Here is a 23,323-nt window from a genome sequence, read left to right as displayed (position 1 = left end):
TAATGATCACCAGGAGTCTAGGCCGTGATTGTAGTCATCGATAATTACGACAGTTTTACATACAATTTGGTGCAGTACTTAGGAGAACTAGCAGCAGAGTTTCCTATCGCATCAGACATTCAAGTTTTTCGCAACGATAAAATTACCATAGAAGAAATCCAAGATTTACAACCCGACCTTGTAGTAATTTCACCTGGGCCTGGTCGTCCAGAAGATGCGGGTATATCTTTGGATTTGATTGAAAAACTCGGCCCAAGCTTGCCAATTTTAGGTGTATGCTTGGGGCATCAAAGCATTGGTCAAGTATTTGGTGGTAAAATCGTCTCTGCTCCAGAGTTAATGCACGGCAAAACTTCCCAGGTAACGCACACTGATGTGGGGGTTTTTCAAGGAATAGAAAATCCGATGACCGCCACCAGATATCATAGTTTGGTGATTGACCGCGAAACTTGCCCCGAAGTGTTAGAAATCACGGCTTGGGTTGAAGATGGCACAATTATGGGAGTGCGCCATCGGAACTATCCTCACATCCAAGGAGTCCAGTTTCACCCAGAAAGTGTGCTAACTTGTTCGGGAAAACAGTTATTGCGAAACTTTCTGGAACAATTACCGACGAGAGAGTGATTAATGAAACGACGACAATTGATGGGCTATGCTGGGGCGGGGTTAGTCACAGCTTTAGTTTCTACTTTAGGTTCTCACTCTGAAGCTGACGCACAATCTGGCGGTTTATCAGTTCAGTGGTTGGGTCATACTTGCTTTCTAATTTCTGGTGGCGGAGTGAAAATCCTCGCTAATCCCTTCCGCACAGTTGGTTGTACTGCTGGTTATCGTGCGCCAAAGGTCAGTGCAAACTTGGTCTTGATTAGCAGTCAATTATTAGACGAAGGCGCAGTAGAAGATTTACCAGGAAATCCCAAACTAGTCTATGAAGCTGGCGTTTATGAGTTTCAGGGAATAAAATTTCAAGGAATTTCCACAGATCACGATCGCAAAGGTGGGAGACAATTTGGCAAAAACACCGCCTGGAGTTGGCAACAAGCAGGAATTAATATCTTACATCTAGGCGGAATTGCTGCACCCATTTCTCTTGAACAAAAAATTCTCATGGGTCGTCCTGATGTGGTGTTTGTCCCTGTAGGCGGTAGTGCTAAAGCTTATAACGCCGAGGAAGCTAAACAAGCAATTGAGGTGTTAAATCCCAAAGTAGTAATTCCGACTCACTACCGCACCCAAGCTGCTGATGCAAATGCTTGTGATATATCACCTTTGGATGAATTTCTCAACTTGGTGCAAGGGATCACCGTCCGGCGTAGCAACAGTGACACTATTACCATCACTCCTGGAAAGTTACCAGAAGATAAGGTGATTCAAGTTTTAAGCTACAAATTTTAAACTAACGGCTCAATGGATTTCTGTTTTGCGCGGCTGAAGTTACAGTTTGCTCAATTCTCTTTAACCTAGTTTCTGGACGTTTGGCATTTTCAATCCAAAAAAGAATGTTTTTTTTGGTGGAATTACTAAAAGCTGCAAAATTGAGGTTAGCCCAAGAGTTGGCTGCTAAAGCTTGTTGCAAATCTGGAGGAACGATTAATGCTTCGATCGCATCTAAGGAAGTCCATGAGCCATCTTTTTTCGCATCAGCAATTTTAGCCAGACCAAATTCCGTCATTAAACCTGCTGCAATTAACTCTTCAATATATTGCTTATTTAATTTTGACCAAACACTTTTGGGTTTGCGTGGTGTAAAAATTTGCTGATAGCGGTTTTCATCTAAAGATTTAACTTTACTGTCAATCCACCCAAAACATAAAGCTTCCTGGACTGCTTCACTGTATCTGACACTGGGTTGACCACTTTTGACTTTGTAATATACTAACCAGATACCAAGGGAAGTGAGATGATTTTTGACTAACCACTCCCGCCATTGGTTGCGATCGCTGGCATAAATAAATTCTAGTTGTTCCTCAAATTTTGGCATCGTCAAAAATCGGTGATTAGCTGAATTAATCTTCTCTTCCCTCTCCCTCTGAACGCAAGTTCGTATACATTAATTGATGAGCTGCAACAATCGGAGAGCAAAATGGTAGAAGCGTCACAACAAAAAAATGTGGTAGTCGTGGGTGCGGGTTGGGCTGGTTTAGGCGCAACCTACCATTTAGCCAAGCAAGGATACAATGTGACACTTCTAGAAGCAGGCCCCTATCCTGGCGGACTTGTTGCAGGTTGGAAAACTCCTGGGGGGAAATCGGTAGAAGCTGGGATTCATGGTTTTTGGTATCCTTACAGAAATATTTTTGCCTTAATTAACGAGTTAGATATTAACCCCTTCACTACCTGGACTCGTTCTGCTCAATATTCACCCGCCGGCTTAGAAGTAGAATCACCTATTTTTCAAGAATTACCCCAACTACCCGCACCTCTTGGCACATTTCTCTACACGCACTTTCAGCGATTGCCATTAATTGACCGTCTCAGCGCCTTACCATTACTGTATGCTGTGGTTGATTTTGATAATTCTGATGCAGCTTGGCGGCGTTATGATTCTGTTACAGCGCGGGAATTATTCAAAGATTTTGGTGTATCTGCTAGGCTTTATCGTGATGCTTTTGAGCCGATGTTGTTGGTTGGCTTATTTGCCCCTGGTGAACAATGTTCTGCTGCCGCCACATTAGGAATGCTGTATTATTTCATTTTGGCGCATCAGCCGAATTTTGATGTGGTTTGGTGTCGCGGAACTGTAGGCGAAAAAATCTTCCGCCCTTGGGTAGAAAAAATTGAAAAAGCTGGCGGTAAAGTATTAGCAAAACAGCGTGTAACTGACTTAATTATTGATGAGCAAAATCGTGCCACTGGTGTAGTTTGTGGTGAGCAAGTCTTTAACGCTGATGCGGTAATTTTTGCGGTTGGGGTGACTGGAATGCAGAAAATTGTTTCTTCCAGTCCTAGTTTGCAAAACCGAGAAGAATTTCGGAATTTAAATAATTTAGGTGCAATTGATGTTTTAGCAACGCGGTTATGGTTTGACCGAAAAATTGATATTCCTCGTCCTTCTAATGCTTGCTTTGGTTTTGATGCAACTACTGGATGGACATTTTTTGATTTGAATGCTTTACATGATGAATATCACGATGAACCAGGAACGGTAATTGAAGCAGATTTTTATCATGCTAATCAGTTCCTCAGTTTGAGTGATGAAGAAATAATTCCAATTGTGCAGAATTATTTAGCAACTTGTGTACCTGCATTCAAACAAGGGAAAGTAATTGATAGTAGTGTAATTCGCTTACCAAATGCGGTAACGCACTTTGCACCAGGTAGTTATCGTTATATGTTGCCAGCTAGGACAAGTTTTGCCAACGTATTCATGAGTGGTGATTGGATTATTAACCGTCACGGTTCATGGTCGCAAGAAAAAGCTTATGTTACAGGTTTAGAAGCCGCGAATTTTGTGATGTCTTATTTAGGGGAGGGTCAAACTGCTGATATTTTACCTGTACATGAAGATGAAGTACATATCAAAATCGGGCGATCGCTCAACGAAACTGTGCGTAACTTCAGTAAGTCTATCTTGCCTAATTTCTGGTTGCCCTAGCACTTGGCTAATTACCAAACATTAATCAACGCTGTTAATCCCACATCCAAAAATTGGTATGAGTAAAATTTTAAACAGACGACGACTACTACAATTACTTGGTATGACTGCTGTGGGAAGTTCTGTTTCTAGTTATCTAACTTCCCCAGCAGCAGCCGCAACAAATTGGGGTTATATCGGCAAACAAGGGCCAGAATATTGGGGTAAACTTTCACCAGATTTTCAACTTTGTTATACAGGTAAAAGACAAACACCGATTAATTTACAATTTGATAGTGTTAAAAGTCTTGATAAAAATAATCAAGATTTATTAGTAGTTAAATATCAGCCAACGCCCTTAAGTTTAATTAATAACGGTAAAACGATTCAAATTAACTATCAACCAGGAAGTTATATAGAAAGCGATCGCCAAGTTTATCAGCTGCTTCAATTCCATTTCCACCACCCCAGCGAACACCACCTCAACGGCGAAGAATACGATATGGAACTGCATTTCGTTCACCGCAGTCAAGCAGGTAACTTAGCAGTAGTTGGCGTATTCTTCAAAGCCGGAGAGTTTAACCCCAATCTGCAAACAATTTGGGATGCTATACCCCAAACCCAGGGAAAGGAAAATCAGCTAAAAGATACTATTATCAACGCTGCTGAACTTTTACCAACAGAACGCAGATTTCTCACTTATTCTGGTTCCCTCACCACCCCACCCTGTTCCGAAAATGTGACATGGTACATCATGGAAACTCCCGTTGAGGTATCGAGTGAACAGATAGCTAAATTTTCCCAGCTATTTCCCCATAATGCACGTCCAATTCAGCCGTTAAACCAGCGCATAGTTTTTGAGAGTGTTAATGCGGATCAAACTTGATTGCTGAGTTGACAAAATAGATTTTGCGATCGCCTACATAACAAATAACATGTTTAAATGAAAATTTATTTAATTATTTGAAACTCACCATCTTTTAGGTGAAACTAAAAAAACTAATTTAAATTTTCTTCTAGGAAAGCTTGTTCTTCAGGTGTCAACGATTGAATAATTTGTGCTAAAGATTCAACTAACTTTAAATTCATAACACCTCTTCGTTTCCATAGCAGGGAAATCGTAACTTGAAGATAGATTGTGTACAGTGATTATTGCATTTTTCGAGATAATACCATCAAAAGCTACTGGGTTTAGCTTTTACTCAATGCAACATCCAACTACACATCGGCTGTTGGTTATTGCATCAACGCAAAAACTAGACCCAGTATAAAATTTAGACAACTAAATTGTTAATTTTAGCGTCTGTTGCCGCCACGGTAAGGTACTGCACTCATATAATCAATATCAAAGGATGACATTCTTTGAGCGTAGTTACCGCTAGGATTGATTGCTGCTGCCAAATCTGCAAATTTGCGTGGATCGCCTTCAGCCAGACGTTTTTCTTGGAACTTGCGGGTGTAGAATTTATCCAAGGTAAAGCGCCAGTCGGTTTGAACTGTACCTGCTTTTTCTTGGAAGTCTTCGCCGTAGCGGGGTGTAACCAAGTTGTGAGGACGGTCTACCAAGCGTTTGCGTTGGTAGGGGACAGTGTTCTCACCAAAGGCTTGATTGTATTCTTCGCTGTCTAAAATAGCATCAACAAAGCCGCCAAAACCTTTGGTTCCAATTACAATTGACCAAGCAATTTCTTCTTCTTTGTTGTAAGCACAACGACCTAATAAGCGTTTGAGGGTGATGTCAACTAAACGGTAGTTATTGTTGACAGAAACAACCAAACGATAGAAGGCTTCAGACTTAGCTAAACCACGGATAAAGTCACGTACAGAAATCGCGCCAGTTTTTAACTGAGATTCTAAAGTTACTTGGCGGTTGAACTTGAGAATTTCATGTTCGCTGAAAACTTGGCGATAAGCTGCCCAAATGATGTTTTGGATATCAGTATAAGAACTGACATCTTCTATGCGATAGATATATGGTGTATTTTCGTTTTGGTCAGCAACACCAAAGCTTTTAACACGGTGGTTTTGACTGCTGGGTTTGTATTCAAGTAATGGCAATGCCATGCTGCTTTTTTCCTCTTATTAAAAGATTACACAGAGATTTAGCTGGTGATTAATGAGGAGGTTTGATGACTCAAATCCTCACTCATGCTTTATCTATTGTCCCGCATTCGGTTAGAACCCAGTATGAATTCCTAACCAATTTAGTACCAACAAGAAAGTTATTCCTGCGGACACTACAAGCAATACACCTAACAGTGCAGCCCCATCAACGTTTTGACTAGGTAGATATGACAAGGAGCGATAACCGCCACCTTTCACAATACCTGCGCGTTCTCGATAGTCAGCACCATAGCGGGGAGTAAAGCTGAATGGTCGGTCTATGGTCATACGTTTGCGCTGATAAGGTACAGTGTAGTCGCCAAAGGCTTCGGTATATTCTTCACTGTCAATCAAAGCATCCACAAATCCATGCCAACCGCGAGTAGCAATTTGAATAGACCAAGCTATTTCTTCTTCATGATTGTAAGGAGAGCGACCTAACAACCGTTTTAAGCACATTTCTACCAGCCGATAGTTATTATTGGGCGTGACTACTAGCTGATAAAATCGCTCTGATTTGGCCAAACCCCGGATAAAATCTTTAACCGTGATTGACCGATTTTTAAGTTGGGTTTCTAGGGCAATTTGGCGGTTAAATTTCAAAATTTCCTGTTCGTTGAAGACTTGGCGATAAGCTGCCCAAATTAGTCTTTCAATTTCACTAGGAGAGTTGGCGATTTCTGTACGGTAGATATAAGGTGTATCTTCGTTGGTATCTGCCGCACCAAAACTACTAACTCGTTGATTTTGAGTTGTGGGTTTGTATTCAAGTAAAGGTAATGCCATACTAAAGACCGCCTTAAGAATAAAGTTGGCATCTTATAATTAGTCCGTCTTTACCATTTTGGATTTGAAACCCATGATTGTTCCAATTGGTATAAGTTACTTGCTCTTGATGATTTGGTAACTCGACGGAAAAACATTTAGAAGGTTATGAGTTAGCTTTCGCAGAGCTTATATCCTTCTTATACTTTTATCAAACCACTGAAAAACAGCCCTTAGCGCACGGGGAAGTTAGCACTGGAACTAATCGACACCGGGATACCTTGGGGTACGGTTTCTCTGGTGGTGTCAGGAATTTTGATGTTAGTGAGGTTAACTGGCGTGTAAGTAACTTGTCTGATGCTGAGGGAGTTAGCCAAAGCCAAGAAGTTTTTGATGTCTCCTTCTTTGTAGCGAGCATCTTCTAGTTTGTCGCGCCAGTAGTTACCATAGCGGGGGGTAACTAGGTTGAAGGGTCTATCTTTATAGCGGCGGCGTTGGAAAGGAACGATGTTTTCGCCAAAGTTGGTGAGATATTCTTCTGAGTCAATTAAAGCGTCAACAAAACCATCCCAACCAGCTGTTGCTATTTTGATTGACCAAGCAATCTCTTCGTCTTTATTATAAGGCGCACGACCTAAAAAGCGTTTCAGGGCAATTTCTACTAAACGGTAGTTAGAATTTGTCTCGATGACTAAACTCCGAAAGGCTTCAGATTTGGCTAAACCGCGAATAAAGTCACGTACAGTAATGGCGCGATTTTTTACCTGAGATTCTAAATTGCCTTGGCGGAAGAATTTCAGGATTTCATGTTCGCTAAATAATTGGCGATAAGCCGCCCAAATTAATTCTTGAACATCGCCATCACTAGCACAGTTTTCGATGCGATAGGGTCTGGGGGTATTTTCGTTGGGGATTTCGTAACCTGGGACGCGCTGGTTTTGAGAGCTGGGTTTGTATTCTAGTAGAGGTATTGCCATAGTTTTAGGGTTTGTCCTTTGTCATGAAAAAAGTCTGAAGTCTGAAGTCTGAAGTCTGAAGTCTGAAGTCTGAAATTTAATATTTCTCTTTCTGCTTTTTGACTTTTAACTTTTGACTTTTACCTTTTGCCTTCTAGGTTGTCTTAGTGCCAGGAAGATAACGGTAAGGTAGGGCAACGGCTGTGGGTTTAACTGTTGGTTGGGGAGTACCAGCTTCACGGCTGTTGTCGGGGATATTCATGTCTCTAATTTGGGAGACAACGGATGCGGTTATGCGTTGATAATTGCGTTCGTTGGTAATTATGTTCCCAGCCATTGCTAAGAAGTTGCTGGGAATTACGCGCCGAATTTCTTCTTTGGTGGCATAACCTGTGGTGCGGGCGCTGTAGAAGGAACGGCCACCCAGGTAGTTGAGGGTTTGACGATCGCGCCAGTAACTGTTGTAGCGTGGGTTAACTAAGTTAAAGGGTCTGTCTTTGAAGCGACGGCGTTGGTAAGGTACGATATCATCTCCAAAGTTCTGCTGATATTCGTCGCTGTCTAGCAATGCGTCAATAAACCCGTGTAAACCTTTGGTGGCAATGACAATTGACCAGGCAATTTCTTCATCTTTGTTATAGGCAGCCCTACCTAAAAACCGCTTTAAGGTGATGTCTACTAAGCGGTAGTTGGAGTTAATATCTGCTACTTGGGTGCGATAAACTTCCGATTTGCCTAAGCCGCGAATGAAATCCCGGACGTTAATTGCCCGATTCCGCAGTTGAGATTCTAAGAAGGTTTGGCGATTGCTTTTGATAATCAGTTGTTCGCTGAAGATTTGCCGATAAGCTGCCCAGATGATGCTATCAATATCTTTATCGTCAACCGCAGCAGATAAGCGATAAATAGTTGGGGTATCTTCGTTGGGGACTTCGTAACCTTCTACCCGTTGGTTTTGGGAACTTGGTGAATATTCTAGTAGTGGTATTGACATATTTACTTTTACCTTGTTTTATGGTAAACAAATAGCTTTATTTAAAGATAAGCTAGTTGCACACGAGCGCGGACGGCTTTTTCGGTATCGGCTGTGAGCATTTCGTTGAGTCTGGCGAAAATAGGTTGTTGTAAATCGCTATTGTTTGCCAAGGCTTGTAAACCCACAACGGCAGCATACCGAATTGACCATTCAGAGTCTTGAGAAATAAATATAAGGGTTTCTAAGGCTCTTTTGGGTGCTGTATGGCTTTGGGGAAAATCTAGCTTATGCCAGTGCAAGTTTCCTAAACCTTTGGCAGCAGCGCGGCGGACACTGGGGGCAAAGTCTGTGGCAGCTGCACTAACCAATAACTCTAAAGCACGAGGGTCTGCGATCGCCGCTAAGGTGCGAATCGAATAAGCCCGCGCGCCATAGTTATAGTCATCAATTTGAGATATTAGCTGTGGTACTGCCGCTTCTCCCATTTCTGTGAGGGCGGTGGCGGCTACTGCTGCGGCGGCTGGATTGTTATATCCAAACACAGCAATCAAAGTAGGAATTGCAGCTATATCTTTTGTGGCTGCCAAGTTCTGCACTGCTGTCACCATTTTTGCTGGTGTATCTGCTAGGGCGACGGCACGAATTAGTTCTTCAGTCATTGGTCGTTAGTCATTGGTCAATAGTCACTTGTCATCAGCTTTTGACCAAGGACAAAGGACAAATGACAAGTGACTATAAAAGTGAATCCATCAAGTTCATTACCCGAATTGCGTCATCAGATACAGCAAGTTTCTCTAACTCATCTGTTAATTGATGCTCTAGCAATCCTTTGAGGGCAATAAGTTTGAAGCTATTTTCGACCTGAGCTTGAGCGATCGCTTCTGCTGCTGCCAAATACCCAATTGCACCCAAATCCCCTAAGACAACGCGGCGTAATTTCAGATCACCTGTTGCCAACATTTTCACTAACCTTTCTCCGTAGATGGGGTTTTGTGTGAGTTGGTACATGGCTCTGGCGGCGGCACATTGTACTCGTGGTAATGGATGCTCTAGGAAAGGCTCTATGAGTGGAATTGCCTCAGTGGCGTGAATCGCTCCCAAGGCTTCTAGGACTGCTTCGTAGGGTTGGGTTAGATGAGGGAGTCCCGGTACTTGCACGGCCTCGGCTACACCCCCATCTAACATTTTGATCAGTGCTGATGTGGCAGTGCGATCGCGCAGCATTTCTAAAGACTGAGCAGCAGCTTCGCGCACATAGAAATCAGAACATTCAAGGCATTCAATTAAGCTTGGTACTGCTCTGGCATCACCTAACTTACCTAACGCCCTAGCTGCATTCCGGCGCAGTGGATAACCACCTAGCTCTGTTCTATCCGCTTCATCTTTTAATGCGGCAATCAACCCATCTACAGCATCTGCTCTGTTAACCCGGAACTTGCCCAGCCACCAAGCTGCATAATAGCGGAGACTTAAATCTGGTGATTGCAGGTTAGCGAGTGCTATATCTGGTGTGAGCTGAGGCCCGTTCTCTGGGGCAAATTGCTCCCCACTGGGTTCTATCATTGCCAGGGGATTATTCCTCGTCAGCAGTTAATGGCTCAATCTTGACGATTTTGCCACCTAGACGGGTAATTCTTTGGTATTCTTCATTCATCCGGCTGTATGGCACGGTAATAAATACGCTACCGCTATTGCGAATGTTGTATTTATTCTTGTCAGTTTCGGAGTTTTGCCGCAAGCCTACAACTTCATAGCGAAACACACGACTAGCAGATGAAGAAACGCTACTAGCACCCAATGTGGTTTGACCGAACATTACTTCTCTATCTCCTATTTGGTTTACAATCCCTGTAGCAGCAACTTAAGCTGGTGTAACGCTGGCTATTTTGCCGCCTTGCCGATGGATTTGCTGGATTTTCTCAGAAAGCCGTTCGTAAGGTACGATAAAGGCTGTGCTGCTTCTTCTTACGCTCGGATAGCCGGGATTGCGAAGTCCTGTAACTTCAATGCGGTAAACACGATCAGCTTGTCCGACAGCGTTGCCTAAGTTCCGCTTCGGTGCTAAATCTGCTGTTGCACGGAAACTCCAGTTATTATTGCTGCCGGAGGGGCCAATAATTGAAGATGCTAGATTGCTCGCTAATTCCCGCGCTAACCGTGACTTTTTACCTTCTACTTGGGCGCGATCGCTATTGGCATAGCCTCTGTATAACCGGAAAATCCGATTAAAACCTACTGTCTTCTGCCCAGGCTGAGTTTCAAAACCACGATAGTAAGGCACGATGTTATCGCCGAAGTTGTTTTGATACTCTACAGAATCAATGTAAGAGTCAATTTCTGCGTCGTAGCCTTTGTTTTGGTACAAGTCGAGGTGATGAACAACTTCTGACTCATCGTAAGGAGCGCGACCCAACAAATGCTTGTAGTTGAGTTCGATCAAACGAGTTTGGAAGCTGTTGTAGAAAAACTTGGTTTTGTAGAGTTCTGATTTGGCAACGCTACGCACGAACTCCCGCACTGTCAGGTTTCCATCCCGCAGGAGTGATTCTGCGCTTACCAGACGTTCTGATGCCATGATGTAATCATTACCCAAGACTTGCCGATACACGGCATGAATCACGGCTTCGACTTCTGCTTTGCTGGCGTTGGGGCGCAGTTCAACTCGACGTGCTTCGCTGTATGGCTCTGTCCCTAGCCTAGATGCTGCTGCTGTAATTGCCATCTTTTATCCCCTTATTGATGTTCGGCGGTTTATGCCGACTGCTTGCTCTAAAAAGCTTTTTGAATAAGAATTCAGGAGTCAGAAGTCAGAATAACTAGATTTAACCAAAGCTGAATTCTGGATTCTGGATTCTGCATTCTTCTTTTCATCCCTACATAAAACTATGCCCGGAGCTTGATCCAACTGCTAGGTGATTACCATCCAGCACTTGCATCCCTCTCCGGGCAGAAAACTATCTAGCTGAGAGCGTTGATAGCGTAGTCGATGTAGGTGTTAGCTTCGTTAGCAGCTTGACCAGACAAACCATGATTAGCTTTGATGTATTTCAGAGCTTCTACGTACCAGCTAGGAGATAAATCAAAGGAGCTGTTGATTTCAGCCAAACCAGCAATCAGGTATTCATCCAAGGGGCCAGTACCACCAGCTACTAAGCTGTAGGTGATGATGCGGAGGTAGTGACCAACGTCACGAGCGCACTTGGATTTACCACGGCTGTCAGCAGCGAAGTTAGGGCCAGGAGTGCTGGTGGTGTAGGGGAATTTTTGGTAAACAGCTTGGGTTGCACCATCGATCAAGCGTTGAGCGTTGGAGGTCAAACCACGAGCAGCTTCCATGCTTGCAGCTGCACGTACATAACGACCGTTAACAGCTTGTAATTCGGTGTTGCTCAGGAAACGTCCTTGGGTATCAGCAGCTGCGATAGCTTCGGTAATTGGTGTTTTAACCATCTTTTCAAATCTCCTTGGTATTTCTTAGTCTTTTTACCTGGTTGCCTAAATACTTTCGTATTGAGACTCTAGACTGCTATTAAGCAACAGCAGCAGCAGCACGATCAAAGTAGCCAGCTACTTCGGAGATCAATGCACTGCAATCACCTTTGGTGATACCGTTGGGATCGTTAGCGATCGCAACAGCTGCATCTTTCATTTTTTGAACGCCAACAGCTACGGAAGAACCAGGAGTACCCAGGGCGCTGTAGGTTTCACGCAAGCCGTTCAAGCAGCGATCATCCAGGACACTTGCATCACCAGCCAAAATAGCGTAGGTTACATAGCGCAAAATGATTTCCATGTCGCGCAAGCAAGCAGCCATGCGGCGGTTTGTATAAGCATTACCACCAGGAGCGATCAATTGGGGTTGTTCTTCAAACAAAGAACGAGCAGCGTTGGTAACGATCGCAGAAGCGTTGCTGGTGATGCGGTTAACAACATCTAGGCGCTTGCTGCCATCTTTAACAACAGCAGACAGAGCATCCAATTGCTCGTTGCTCAAAAACTCGCCTCTAGAATCGGCTTGAGAAGTTACCTTGGTGAATACATCTAATGTCATGGACTCTAATCTCCTAATTCCTTAGTTGAGAGATGTCTCGATTAAAACTGGTAATGTTTTATCAATTTGGGATGGCATTTAACAGACCAAGTAACCATTTCTCGTTTTGCTGCTTCTCAAGTCCGCCTGTTGCTTCATGAGGAAAATTATGAGAACTAGGGTTTGTTTTATGAGAAACCAGCAAACTTTACGAATTGATTGCCTTGTTTATGTTCTGTCTGTTATTTACCCCTCCAGCTTATGTTTATACAACGCTATAGATCCTTTATTTGTTACAAATTGTGAATAAATAAGTTGCAGTCATAAGAACCACCTCAAATCCTTTACATACAAGGGCTAGAACTGAGAAAATTAGCTTTTTTTCGTTACTCAACTTTACATTTGATTGGTTTTTCAAAAAAATATTGCGTGTTTAATATTTTCTTAAGCTTCTTGGAACCCTTACTGAGCAAGATATTGCTGTTGTACAACAGTTTTTGCATCCGGAAGGTTATTGTGAAGAAACATAAAATAAATATTTCGCAACATTCTCGTGAGTGCTGGGTTGAGGGTCAAGAGACGGTTCTCATCGGTCATAGGTCATGGGTAATTTGTTCGTTTTCCCTGACTCTAAGGCTAAAGCTACGCGCGATCGCACCACAGGATCGGGTTCTTGAGCGATGGCAGTTTGTAAAGCCGCCGTTGCTGTTGGTGTGGCTAATTCTTGTAAAGACACCGCCGCCGCATAACGCAGTCCCCAATCTTCAGGAGAAACCAAAGCCCAAATCAACTTTTCTTGTACACAACCAATCACTCCTGCATCTTGAGAATTGCTGGCAATTTTTCCTAAACCCCTTGCTGCAATTCGTCGCACATTACCTTGGCAATGATTGGCTACAGTTGTCCCTAAAACTTCCGCTAACAAATCCATCGCCTCATCTGAACCAATTTGAGCTAAAGCTTGAATAATATAAGCTTGCAATCCCTGATCACGAGAAGTTTCATAAGCAGTAATTAACGGTTTTACTGTGACATTTCCCAACTTAACTAGCGCATCTACTGCTGCATTTTTCACCATTGGGTGATGATGACTTAAAGCTGTAATTACAGCATTGATAGAGTCGATTTCTGGAGTATTACTTATAGCTATAGTCCTAATTGCTGTAATGGCTTCTTCTGGTGTTGCAGCTTGATTAATTTGGGAAATTAATTGCTCATTCATGGTTCTGCTCACTGATAAAAAATTGCATGGCAAAATAAAGTAAAAAGGTAAAAGGTAAAAGTAAAAAAGAGCAAACGACTCCGGTTAGAAAAACGATCAAGGTCAATTAGTGGGGCAAACCTAATTTGCCACCGAATTTCCAATATGGCAGGAATTACGTAAGTGTCACAATTGCTGGTTGGTGCATGACGCTATAAATCTGATGACTACGTTCAAATCTTCTCGTTGCGTCAGTCCTATTATGAATTTCCCTTTTTACTTTTGCCTTTTTACTTTTTACTTGTGATACTAATCTCGAAAAAATGTATTTTGACTTTTAAAGTTGAATTAGTAAATTATCTATCGCTTGAAAAATTAATAAAGCTGTCTCTTCGGCATAACTATGACTTTCTAGAAATGCTTCTAAAATACGCTTTAAGTTTAATAATTTCAAACTATTAGGAACCTGGGCTTTTAAGATAGCCTGAATAGCCTGTTGATGACCAACTGCGCCTAAGTCAAAAACTGCTGCCCAACGTAAATACATATTGTCGTGGTTGAGGTTTTTGACGATACGTTCAATGTATTCGGGTTGTTGCGTTAACAGATACATATATCGCGCCGCCGCACATTGAATTCGTTCTGAAGGATGTTGCAAAAAATCTTCGATTTGCGGACGTGCTGACCAAACTTGGAGTGTTGCTAATGCTTCAATCAAGGCTTCATAAGGTTGTTCTTGACTGGTTGCTAACAGATGTAACAAAGGAGTCACAGCCCTTTTGTCACCAATAGCAGCTAAAGCGGCGATCGCAGCTTCCCTTAAACGCAAATCCTCATCGCACTCTAACGCTTTTACTAACGCTGGTACAGCTTGGGGATTTTTCAATTGTCCTAATGCGCGGGCGGCTTGACGGCGTAGCGGATAACCCCCGCCGGGAATGCGATAACCTTCATCAAATAAAGCCTCACATAACGCCACACAGCCAGCTTGGACTTGATGTTTACCCAACCACCAAGCAGCGTAATAACGAATTTGATTATCCTCACTAGATAGTGCCGCGATCGCACTTTCTGGTGAAAGAATTGGTTCAGCAGAGTTAGTAATAGTCATAGTGAAAAGGGTGTAAGGGATTAAGGGTGTAGGGGTGTAGGGATTTTTTTAAACCCTTATACCCCTACACCCTCACACCCTATCAAAAAGAGAATTCCTGATTTTTGCTGAAATTTAAACTTGCGAAATGTTGATTATTTTACCGCCACGCTTGTGAATTTCTTGGTAAGTAGCTGAGAGACGTTCGTAAGGTACAGTGTAAACTTGACGGCTACGGCGTACTGAAGCTTTAGAGGCAATTGTACCGGCGATCGCTTCAATTACAAACATCCGGCTATCTCCGCGTTGAGCAGCACTAATTAAAGTTGGTGCTGCTGAGGTAAAACCTGTACCTGCGGAAGTTGGCGGTAAAATTCCATTAGATAAATTCAATGAAACTTTCGTCCGCAAGCGAGAATTTCTGCGTCCCATTTGAGCATTATCACTATTACCAGAACCGCGATAAAGCTCACATATCCGGTTAAAACCTACAGTTTTCATCCCAGGAATTGATTGAAATCCCCGGTGATAAGGCACAACAGAATTTCCAAAAGAATTGTCATATTCTGGGCTGTAAATGTAAGATTCAATATCTGCATCATAACCACGCGCAGCATATAAATCTACATGGTAAGCAATCTCTGATTGATCGTAAGGCGCACGTCCCAATAAGTGCTTATAGTTTAATTCGATAAAACGCACTTGGGAATTGTTATAAAAAAAGCATTCTTTGTAAAATTCTGATTTTGCCAAAGTTTCTACAAATTGCCGCACGCTAATTTTGCCATTTCGCAATAAAGCTTCGGCACTAGTAAATTTTTGGCTGGCGTAGATTCCTTGACGACCAAAAATTTGCTGATAAGCAGCGCGAAATACTTTTTGTAATTCGTCTTCGCTCCAATTTTGGCGTAGCTCTACTTTAATGGCAATTGCATCTCTAATGCCTAGTCGGTCTGCAACAGAAGCACTCATTTAAACTATCGCTCCTTTTGAAATTTTGGTTAGCAATAAATTTGGGTCTTTGGCAGTAGAAAATAGCTACAATTCCAGTAGAAATTTTTCCTACTAATTGAGCAATTATCTATTGACAAAGACCCACAAGTTTGTATTAGCTTAAAGCGTTAATTGCATAGTTGAGATAGGTATTAGCTTCACCAGCAACATCACCATTTAAACCATGATTGTCACGCACAAATTCGAGTGCAGCTACATACCAACTAGGAGATAAACCCAAAGCACTATTGAGTTCACTTAAACCAGCAACTACATATTCATCTAAGGGGCCAGTACCGCCAACCACACAGCAATAGCTGATGGTGCGGAGATAGTGATCAATATCGCGTACACACTTGGATTTACCTTCGGGAGTAGACGCATATTGAGGGCCACTCATTTGAGTGGTGTAGGGGAATTTTTGATAAACATGATTAGCTGCTGCTTCTGCCCATTTTTTGCCATTATTGCTAAATGCTTTGGCAGCTTCTAAACCTGCGCGAGCGCGGTTGAAACGACCAAATACTGCTTGTATTTCGGTATTGCTGAGATAAGAACCACGCAAATCAGCAGCAGCGATCGCTTCCGTTAAAGGTGTTTTCATAACTCTCCTAATCTCCTCGATTTTTAACTAATTCCTAACAACCAGTTTGCGAACAGTTGGAACCAAAAATTTGTTAAACAACAGCACCAGCAGCGCGATCAAAATAGCTAGCTAATTCACCAATTAATTGGCTACAATCACCTTTTGTAATACCATTAGAGTCATTAGCAATTGCAACAGCAGCATCTTTCATTTTTTGAATTCCAGAAGCTACAGCATCGCCAGGAGTACCCAGTGCTTGATAGGTTTCACGCAGACCATTTAAGCAGCGATCGTCCATTACACTAGCATCACCCGCTAATACAGAATAAGTAACGTAACGTAGAATAAATCCTAAGTCACGGATACATGCAGCTTGGTTGCGGTTGTGGAAACAAGCACCACCAGCATTAAAAATTTGTGGACGTTCAGCTACTAAAGACCGATAAGCATTAGCTACAATTGAAGAAGCATTACTGGTAAGTCTGTTAACGATATCTAACCGCTTATTGCTATCAGCAACCATCGCTGATAATGCGTTAATTTCTTCACCACTTAAATATGAACCTTTTTTATCGGCTTGTTCAACTACTTTGGAAAAAGCGTCGAGCATTTTCTATTCCTCCGACCATTCATTGCAGATATTTATGTGGTTTATAGCAATTAATCTATGGAGCAAAATTTATCGCATTACAAAACCACTATTTCAAAAATTTAATTTGAAATAATAACTTTTTGCCGCAATTAACTATTCTTTAAAACAGCTAACTTTGCTTGTTTTTTAATCGCTTTTAAAACCTTGTTCGTATTTTATATATTGGTTGAGTTAGTTTATTCTTAAGTTTTATGAAATAGTATTTCCCCATACAGCTTTTTCGCTAAACTATTGCTCTACAAAGCTTTGACCCATTATCAGAAAATTTTTGCTTTACATTCAAACACTTTTAGACAACTTACTTCATATATTCCCTAGATTTTTTTGAGCTTAGTAACAAATAAAACTTATATATCAAGAATTTCTGACAGTGTGGCTTGGGGAAATGATCAGCACAGCAGGAATCAAGCTACTGTTCAATCAGAACCAAAAGTTGAAAATTCAGGCTTCTTGATTGTTAACTTTGAAATTTTGGTTTCTAGCAGGTGTTAGTAGACTGTGAAAAATTTGTTAGAAAAAATTTGTAATTTAAATAACAATTTTTAATTTTTATGCCTCAGATAAAAATAAGAGAGAGGTCAAGTCTGAAAGATATTCTTAATTTGCTTATAACTTTCTGTTTACAAGCCTTTCACCTATTACTACAGCTTGTAAATGAGATTTTTGCCCAAAACCTATGTGTAAGCTTTTGTAAACCAAAGTAAAGCAGAATCTAAAAATTATTTATATTCTCTTTTCAAGAAGAGACTGTGATTCTGCGGCGGAGGACTTCTAACAAAGTTGTAAACGTTTGGGGTATGGGTGCTGTAACTTCAATCCAATCTTGTGAAATGGGGTGCTGTAACTTGAGTCGCCAAGCGTGTAATGCTTGACCAGGAAGATTTACACCCACCGAACGACCAGAACTATAAACAGGATCACCCACAATAGGATGACCAATTTTGGCACTATGAACTCGAATTTGATGGGTACGACCTGTTTCTAATTGAAATTTAATTAATGTGTAATTGCCTAATCGTTCTAATATGTGCCAGTGTGTAACTGCTGTGCGTCCACCTTGTTCTACTGGAATGACAGCCATTTTTTTGCGGTCTTGGGGATGGCGACCGATCGGAAAATCTATCTTACCACTTTCAATTTTTGGCGCACCGTAAACTACACCTAAATATTCTCGCCTTGCGGTTTTGGCTTGGAGTTGTGCTTGTAAGTGTTGATAAGCGATGTCGGTTTTAGCGATCGCGATCGCACCAGTGGTATCCTTATCCAATCGATGCACAATTCCCGGACGCTGAACTCCGCCAATACCGGGAAGGTTAGGACAATGTGCCAACAAAGCATTTACCAATGTGCCATCATAATGTCCCGGTGCAGGATGGACAACTAAGCCAGCAGGTTTGTTGAGTATGAGTAACTGTTCGTCTTCGTAAAGAATATCAAGGGGAATATCTTCTGCTTGTAGCTCTAGGGGTTGGGCTTCTGGTATTTGTAGAGTAATGCGATCGCCTATTTTCACATTCTCCTTTTTAGACGTGCAGACTTGACCGTTAACTTGGACATTTCCCTGTTCAATCAACTGCTGAATGCGAGAACGAGAAACATCCGATAACTCTTGTGCAAGATAACGGTCTAAACGTGCGCTATTTTCTAAAACTTCTAAATTAATATCAGTCTGCATTGAGGATAGGGAGTGGGGAATGGGGAATAGGGAATTTCAAGTATTTCAGCTAAAAACTAAATAAATAATTAAATTTCACACTTCATCAGGATTAATTCCCCTATCGCGGAGTAAAGCGCGGAGTGCTTCTAGTTGAGTTTCGGCTCGTTCAGCACGTTGACGTTCTTGTTCGGCTGCTATTTGTGCTTGTTCGCGTTGTTGCGCTAATTCTAAATAGGTAAGAAACTTCTGTCCATCGGGACGATAAATTAGAAGTTCGCCGTCTGATAAGTCAAAGCGAATACCCAGACGTGGACTTATCCAGTTAATCATTTGGGGAATTTCGGCTAGTTCATTTTCTGAACGCAACCAACCACTTAACTCTGTTGTCTCTGGGTCATATATATAGTATTCTTCTACCCCATAGCGATCGTAGAATTTATACTTAGCAATCATTTCTTTAGCAGTGTTGCTAGGGGAAAGAATTTCAAATACCACCTGTGGCGGAATGTTACCTTCTTGCCATTGTAAATAGGAACCGCGATCGCCTTTTGGTCTACCAAACACCACCATCACATCAGGCGCTCTTCGATTTAGGTTATTACCCTCAACAGGGTACCAAAACAAATCACCCGCTACAAATACATTTGGCTCATTTTGAAATAAAGTATCTAATCCGCCTTGAATCGTTACAATCAAGCGATATTGTTTCGTATTTTCCGCCATCGGCTGTCCATCAGTTTCCGGGTAGATGATGTCTTTTTTGGTAGAAGAAGGTAATTGAGTCACCATGAGCGTAAGTCCAAATTACACAAGTGGCATAGTTAATTTTAGCTTAATCATTCAATAGCTAGAATTCAGAATCCATAAGTCAGAATTCATTAGATTTGAATAACTCACCAAGCATTGCCAAATAAGCAGCAAATAAATCTTGACTTTTGAACACTGAATTCTTACCTTTTTTTTACCCCTACTCAAGATGATTAAATACTGTACTTCTTTAAATTCTCCGGATTTATTGCTATATTTCCGACCATTAAAATCTTTAAATAATAATTATATTCATATCTTTAGAGGTTGTTTATCATAAAAATAACTAGTTTTTATCTGAATACAGAAAAATCTATGATGTTGCCATTTACCATTTAGCTGAGTTTAGATATCCAGCTTCTATCAAGTACATTTTTGACTTTTACATCAGATTGGATTGACAGAACACAAAAATATTTCCGGATAAATATTTTTCGACTGATAACAGCAAAGCCTGTTTTTAGTGCTGATGCTTCCATTAACTGCTGTAAGTCTTGTTCAGAATCAATTTTCAACTTATTACTGAGAAAAATTATTTTACGGAGTTTTAAAATATACTAAAACCACAAAAAAATAGATGAGTCAGTATATACTGAAATTTGCATTTTTAGCCAAAACATCCGTATTTAAAAGATAATTTTGCTACTGATGGGTTGGAGCCAATACTTCTAAATGCAAAATATGATGTACTGTTAAACTAGCCAGATTATTGCAAGCGAAGAAAGCAAAATTGTTTTTTGGATAATGTTTATCGTGAACAAATCCAACCACTTTTTTGTTGAGCGATCGCTTAGTTTGGTATTTCTTAGTTAAATGTAGTTAGGTTAGCAACATCTTATCAGAGATTGACTACTTTAGAGTTAGGGGTAAAGAATCTCTGTACGAACCCAAATATGACCGCTATATTTAGCTGAATAGAATCTCAAAAATATTTGTTTGTGGATACCAACTAGGTAATTCACAAATTTGACATACCAATATGTACTTTTATCTAAAGATATTCCTATGAAAACCCTCCCTATTAGTAGATATAGATTTTTCCAAAAAATCCAGCCCTTATCTTTATTGAAGAAAATCACCAGTAAATCTGTGACTGGTTGTTTACAAGTCTTTAGTACCTCTGGCGCTTGGTCAATATATATAGATGAAGGTAAGCTAATCTATGCCTGCTATTCCGAAAAGATGTTTGAACCGCTTTACCGGAATTTACAACATTTGAGTGAGCAAATTTCGACCTTACCTTATGGTATTGACGCTCAACTCAGGACAATATTTGAAAATGGCGCTGGTAGTCAAGCCATACCTAACCCAGATTATTTGGCAATTTGCTGGTTAGTTAATCAAAAGTATATTAGCCCAACAGAAGCAGCCGTACTCATCGAACAATTAGCATTAGAAGTTCTCGACTCATTCTTGAACTTAGAAGAAGGTAGTTATGAATTCATCCCCGAAAGCTTTTTGGATGATATGCCTAAATTCTGTCATCTTAATCTCCGATTGTTAGTCGAACGCTGTCAAAAGCGGGGAAAAGAGGGAATTTATCAAGATACTTCACCATATACAGAAAGTAGCTCTGTTGGGTTCAATCATCAAGATTTCCGTTCATCAACAACTGTGGCGCAGCCATCACCATTTACCACCACCACCCGAACACAACCTAAACCGGAACCACAATTACCCAAAATCAACCGCTATCCATCACAGGCTACTAGCCCTAGCCATCATAATTATCAAACAAATTCTTCACCATCACCAGAGAAGAAAGTCTACACAATCTTTTGTATTGATAATAGTCCTGCTTTATTAAATGTCGTGAAGAATGCTTTAGATGAGCAAATATTTTCTGTAATTGGAGTTACAGATTCTTTAAAAGCTTTAATGGAAATTTTGCGGACTAAACCAGACATTATTTTATTAAATGTAGATATGCCTGATTTAGATGGCTATGAGTTATGCACTTTATTAAGACAGCACGCATATTTCAAAAATACACCCATAATTATGCTGACCGAAAAAGTCAGCCTCATCGACAGAGCAAAAGCTAAAATAGTCAGAGCTTCTGGCTATTTAACTAAACCTTTTAACCAAGGAGATTTAATGAAAATTATCTTTAAGCATATTGTCTAATTTTCAGATTTAGTTAGAATAAATCAACTAAATCGCTGATATGGAGATTCAGAATTGAGTATTGCATGGGTAGGGACAATTCTGATATTAGAAGACACTCTCAGTGAACTAGCAAATGTTCTGGGAGATAAAGGTTATAAAATTATTAAAGCTAAAACTGCAAAAGAAGCTTTAGAAATGGCTTTAGAAGAAAAGCCAGATGCGATTATTACTAATGTATTTATGCCAGGGATGAATGGTTTTGAATTGTGTCGCTTCCTCACAAGTCATCCCAGTCAAGCCAAAGCACCTATCTTAATTTGTAGTACCACAAATCAAACCAGTCATTTGGTGTGGGGTAGAAAACAGGGTGCGGATGCTTATTTAAGCAAGCCTTACACCGCCGAAGAATTGCTGAATGTCATTCAGTTGGTTGAGATTAACTAATTACAGCAGATTCGATGTTTATAAGGTACAGCAACTGATTGAAAAAAATAATGAGTAATGAGTCAGAAATTTACTTATTACTCATTACTTAATACTCAATATACTCAATATTTGATTTCTGAAATGTACGTAGTGGATTGTCTAGACTAAAGTAGTGCATTAGATTGGAAAAATTAACCGCAGATGAACGCGGATAAACGCGGATGAAATAAGTTTTTTAATGCAACATTTTAGCCTTGACACGCCACTACACATACTAGACTCTAGCTTGAAATTTTTAAGCTAGAGTCGCCAAATGCAGATTAATCGACTCGTCAAATTTCCAAGTGTAATTGCCCGCAGTAGCAAAAGCCTCAGCTACTTGTAATATTTTTGCTTCTAAAACATCTTGCAATGACTCACCCTCATAATCAGCAGCATGTGCCATTTTCAACATATTGTAGTTGATAGTATCATGGGGTAATTTTAGCTGGTCAAAATCTGGAGTCAAATCATATTCGCTATTCTCTAATATATGATGGTCTCCAGAATGGTAATGAACATCAAACCACTCTCTAGTAATTCCTCTTCCATTGGGTGCAAACAGTATTTGAGACTCTGGAGAGTCGATAACACATTCTGAAATACCTACAGCGATAAATTCAACAGCTAACATCGCTATTAAGGCGTTTCGCATATCGGCTTCTTTATTAATCAAAGTATCCATCGTCATAATTGGTTCTGCTTTTTCAAGCTGGGCTAGAAGTTTAGCACCTTCAGGAGAAAGTTTACCTGTATGGGAATCAGTCATGATTCCGACAGCAGTCATCAACTTTTTCCAATAATCTAAATGACTACCTTCTTCAAAACCATAGTCTTTGGCAATACCAGAAATACCATGTTGTAGAGAAGCTAAGATTTTTTCGCGTTCTTTACCTGTGTAGTTGAAGACTAAAAGCAAATTACGGCTGGAATTTTGTTCAGAGAAACGGTTCAAAAACTTTTTGACGTTTCTAATAACAGTGCGAGGAAAGGTTTTGACTATTCCCCAATAAATTGCTGAATATGACACTAGAGAAAAATAATCACCAGCACACATACCTTGGACTACTTTAGAAGCACCCATGATTTGTTTAACTCTCTGAGAGAGTTGAACTATCTCATCAGGCATTTCGGTTAGCAACCCCAACTCATCAACAAGAACTTTACCTTGTTGCAATTCTTCCAATTTAATCAAGGGTGTATTCATGATGGTTTTATCTCTACAAGTAGGTGTGTTGATTCTGACCAAAGTGAACAATTAGCTGAAAGTTGGGAGGTTATTTCAACAGAATTTGCTTGTAATTATCAGCATTGTGTCTTCCCTTCATCCTCCAAAGTGACCCTATTCAGATATGTCTA

At 40.8% G+C, this 23,323-nt stretch carries 25 protein-coding genes; 6 read left to right on the top strand and 19 right to left on the bottom strand.

Annotated features, from left to right (window positions below):
* The first annotated feature begins 24 nt into the window (after window positions 1-24).
* Both H6G74_RS11860 and H6G74_RS11855 read left to right on the top strand, forming a co-directional pair.
* Entirely contained in the window at window positions 25-624 is a 600-nt protein-coding gene (locus H6G74_RS11860) for an anthranilate synthase component II (RefSeq protein ID WP_190967864.1), read from the top strand.
* 3 nt (window positions 625-627) lie between these two features.
* Window positions 628-1,395, top strand: coding sequence for an MBL fold metallo-hydrolase (locus H6G74_RS11855; RefSeq protein WP_190967863.1), 768 nt, complete (start codon window positions 628-630; stop codon window positions 1,393-1,395).
* Window position 1,396: 1 nt separating this feature from the next.
* Here the strand turns inward: H6G74_RS11855 and H6G74_RS11850 are convergent, their stop codons facing one another.
* Window positions 1,397-1,981 carry a YdeI/OmpD-associated family protein gene (locus tag H6G74_RS11850; RefSeq protein ID WP_190967862.1) on the bottom strand — a complete coding sequence of 195 codons (585 nt, stop codon included), beginning with the start codon at window positions 1,979-1,981 and terminating at the stop codon, window positions 1,397-1,399.
* 102 nt (window positions 1,982-2,083) lie between these two features.
* On the opposite strand from H6G74_RS11850, the gene H6G74_RS11845 reads away from it, so the two are divergent.
* A complete protein-coding gene (locus H6G74_RS11845; RefSeq protein WP_190967861.1) occupies window positions 2,084-3,595 on the top strand; it encodes a hydroxysqualene dehydroxylase in 1,512 nt (503 codons plus the stop codon).
* Window positions 3,596-3,653: 58 nt separating this feature from the next.
* Entirely contained in the window at window positions 3,654-4,460 is an 807-nt protein-coding gene (locus tag H6G74_RS11840) for a carbonic anhydrase (protein ID WP_190967860.1), read from the top strand.
* Between the two features lie 410 nt (window positions 4,461-4,870).
* Here the strand turns inward: H6G74_RS11840 and H6G74_RS11835 are convergent, their stop codons facing one another.
* The 17 genes from H6G74_RS11835 to H6G74_RS11755 form a co-directional block, all read right to left on the bottom strand.
* Window positions 4,871-5,638 carry a phycobilisome rod-core linker polypeptide gene (locus H6G74_RS11835; RefSeq protein WP_190967859.1) on the bottom strand — a complete coding sequence of 256 codons (768 nt, stop codon included), beginning with the start codon at window positions 5,636-5,638 and terminating at the stop codon, window positions 4,871-4,873.
* A gap of 111 nt (window positions 5,639-5,749) precedes the next feature.
* Entirely contained in the window at window positions 5,750-6,463 is a 714-nt protein-coding gene (locus H6G74_RS11830) for a phycobilisome rod-core linker polypeptide (protein WP_190967858.1), read from the bottom strand.
* A gap of 212 nt (window positions 6,464-6,675) precedes the next feature.
* The gene (locus H6G74_RS11825) at window positions 6,676-7,419 is read right to left on the bottom strand and encodes a phycobilisome rod-core linker polypeptide (RefSeq protein WP_190967857.1); all 744 of its coding nucleotides are present in this window, start codon (window positions 7,417-7,419) and stop codon (window positions 6,676-6,678) included.
* A 133-nt stretch (window positions 7,420-7,552) separates the two neighbouring features.
* Window positions 7,553-8,392 carry a phycobilisome rod-core linker polypeptide gene (locus H6G74_RS11820; protein ID WP_190967856.1) on the bottom strand — a complete coding sequence of 280 codons (840 nt, stop codon included), beginning with the start codon at window positions 8,390-8,392 and terminating at the stop codon, window positions 7,553-7,555.
* 41 nt (window positions 8,393-8,433) lie between these two features.
* On the bottom strand, window positions 8,434-9,033 hold the full coding sequence (locus H6G74_RS11815; RefSeq protein WP_190967855.1) for a HEAT repeat domain-containing protein: 600 nt from the start codon (window positions 9,031-9,033) through the stop codon (window positions 8,434-8,436).
* Window positions 9,034-9,106: 73 nt separating this feature from the next.
* Complete coding sequence (locus tag H6G74_RS11810) at window positions 9,107-9,937, bottom strand: HEAT repeat domain-containing protein (protein WP_190967854.1); 831 nt, start codon at window positions 9,935-9,937, stop codon at window positions 9,107-9,109.
* A 10-nt stretch (window positions 9,938-9,947) separates the two neighbouring features.
* The gene (locus H6G74_RS11805; protein WP_062292420.1) at window positions 9,948-10,190 is read right to left on the bottom strand and encodes a phycobilisome linker polypeptide; all 243 of its coding nucleotides are present in this window, start codon (window positions 10,188-10,190) and stop codon (window positions 9,948-9,950) included.
* Window positions 10,191-10,235: 45 nt separating this feature from the next.
* Window positions 10,236-11,096, bottom strand: a complete 861-nt coding sequence (locus tag H6G74_RS11800) for a phycobilisome linker polypeptide (RefSeq protein ID WP_190967853.1) — start codon at window positions 11,094-11,096, stop codon at window positions 10,236-10,238.
* A 236-nt stretch (window positions 11,097-11,332) separates the two neighbouring features.
* Window positions 11,333-11,824, bottom strand: coding sequence for a phycocyanin subunit alpha (cpcA, locus tag H6G74_RS11795; RefSeq protein WP_190967852.1), 492 nt, complete (start codon window positions 11,822-11,824; stop codon window positions 11,333-11,335).
* A gap of 79 nt (window positions 11,825-11,903) precedes the next feature.
* Complete coding sequence (locus H6G74_RS11790; protein WP_190967851.1) at window positions 11,904-12,425, bottom strand: phycocyanin subunit beta; 522 nt, start codon at window positions 12,423-12,425, stop codon at window positions 11,904-11,906.
* 565 nt (window positions 12,426-12,990) lie between these two features.
* Window positions 12,991-13,626, bottom strand: a complete 636-nt coding sequence (locus tag H6G74_RS11785) for a HEAT repeat domain-containing protein (protein WP_190967850.1) — start codon at window positions 13,624-13,626, stop codon at window positions 12,991-12,993.
* Window positions 13,627-13,942: 316 nt separating this feature from the next.
* Complete coding sequence (locus tag H6G74_RS11780) at window positions 13,943-14,716, bottom strand: HEAT repeat domain-containing protein (RefSeq protein ID WP_190967849.1); 774 nt, start codon at window positions 14,714-14,716, stop codon at window positions 13,943-13,945.
* A gap of 114 nt (window positions 14,717-14,830) precedes the next feature.
* Window positions 14,831-15,667, bottom strand: coding sequence for a phycobilisome linker polypeptide (locus H6G74_RS11775; RefSeq protein ID WP_190967848.1), 837 nt, complete (start codon window positions 15,665-15,667; stop codon window positions 14,831-14,833).
* A gap of 136 nt (window positions 15,668-15,803) precedes the next feature.
* Complete coding sequence (locus H6G74_RS11770) at window positions 15,804-16,292, bottom strand: phycocyanin alpha subunit (protein WP_190967847.1); 489 nt, start codon at window positions 16,290-16,292, stop codon at window positions 15,804-15,806.
* A 73-nt stretch (window positions 16,293-16,365) separates the two neighbouring features.
* Window positions 16,366-16,884, bottom strand: a complete 519-nt coding sequence (locus H6G74_RS11765; RefSeq protein ID WP_190967846.1) for a phycocyanin/phycoerythrocyanin subunit beta — start codon at window positions 16,882-16,884, stop codon at window positions 16,366-16,368.
* Window positions 16,885-17,662: 778 nt separating this feature from the next.
* Complete coding sequence (locus tag H6G74_RS11760; RefSeq protein ID WP_190967845.1) at window positions 17,663-18,601, bottom strand: RluA family pseudouridine synthase; 939 nt, start codon at window positions 18,599-18,601, stop codon at window positions 17,663-17,665.
* Between the two features lie 75 nt (window positions 18,602-18,676).
* The gene (locus H6G74_RS11755; protein ID WP_190967844.1) at window positions 18,677-19,372 is read right to left on the bottom strand and encodes a Uma2 family endonuclease; all 696 of its coding nucleotides are present in this window, start codon (window positions 19,370-19,372) and stop codon (window positions 18,677-18,679) included.
* 1,023 nt (window positions 19,373-20,395) lie between these two features.
* On the opposite strand from H6G74_RS11755, the gene H6G74_RS11750 reads away from it, so the two are divergent.
* Both H6G74_RS11750 and H6G74_RS11745 read left to right on the top strand, forming a co-directional pair.
* Window positions 20,396-21,517, top strand: coding sequence for a response regulator (locus tag H6G74_RS11750; protein ID WP_190967843.1), 1,122 nt, complete (start codon window positions 20,396-20,398; stop codon window positions 21,515-21,517).
* Between the two features lie 54 nt (window positions 21,518-21,571).
* Entirely contained in the window at window positions 21,572-21,943 is a 372-nt protein-coding gene (locus H6G74_RS11745; protein ID WP_190967842.1) for a response regulator transcription factor, read from the top strand.
* A gap of 277 nt (window positions 21,944-22,220) precedes the next feature.
* On the opposite strand, the gene H6G74_RS11740 is transcribed toward H6G74_RS11745, so the two are convergent.
* The gene (locus H6G74_RS11740; protein WP_190967841.1) at window positions 22,221-23,171 is read right to left on the bottom strand and encodes a hypothetical protein; all 951 of its coding nucleotides are present in this window, start codon (window positions 23,169-23,171) and stop codon (window positions 22,221-22,223) included.
* Window positions 23,172-23,323 lie beyond the last annotated feature (152 nt).

The sequence above is a fragment of the Nostoc spongiaeforme FACHB-130 genome (genome assembly GCF_014698475.1).
Lineage (GTDB): Bacteria > Cyanobacteriota > Cyanobacteriia > Cyanobacteriales > Nostocaceae > Nostoc_B > Nostoc_B spongiaeforme.
The sequence above is the reverse complement of the archived record's forward strand: the minus strand, read 5'-3'. Positions and strand labels throughout refer to the sequence as shown.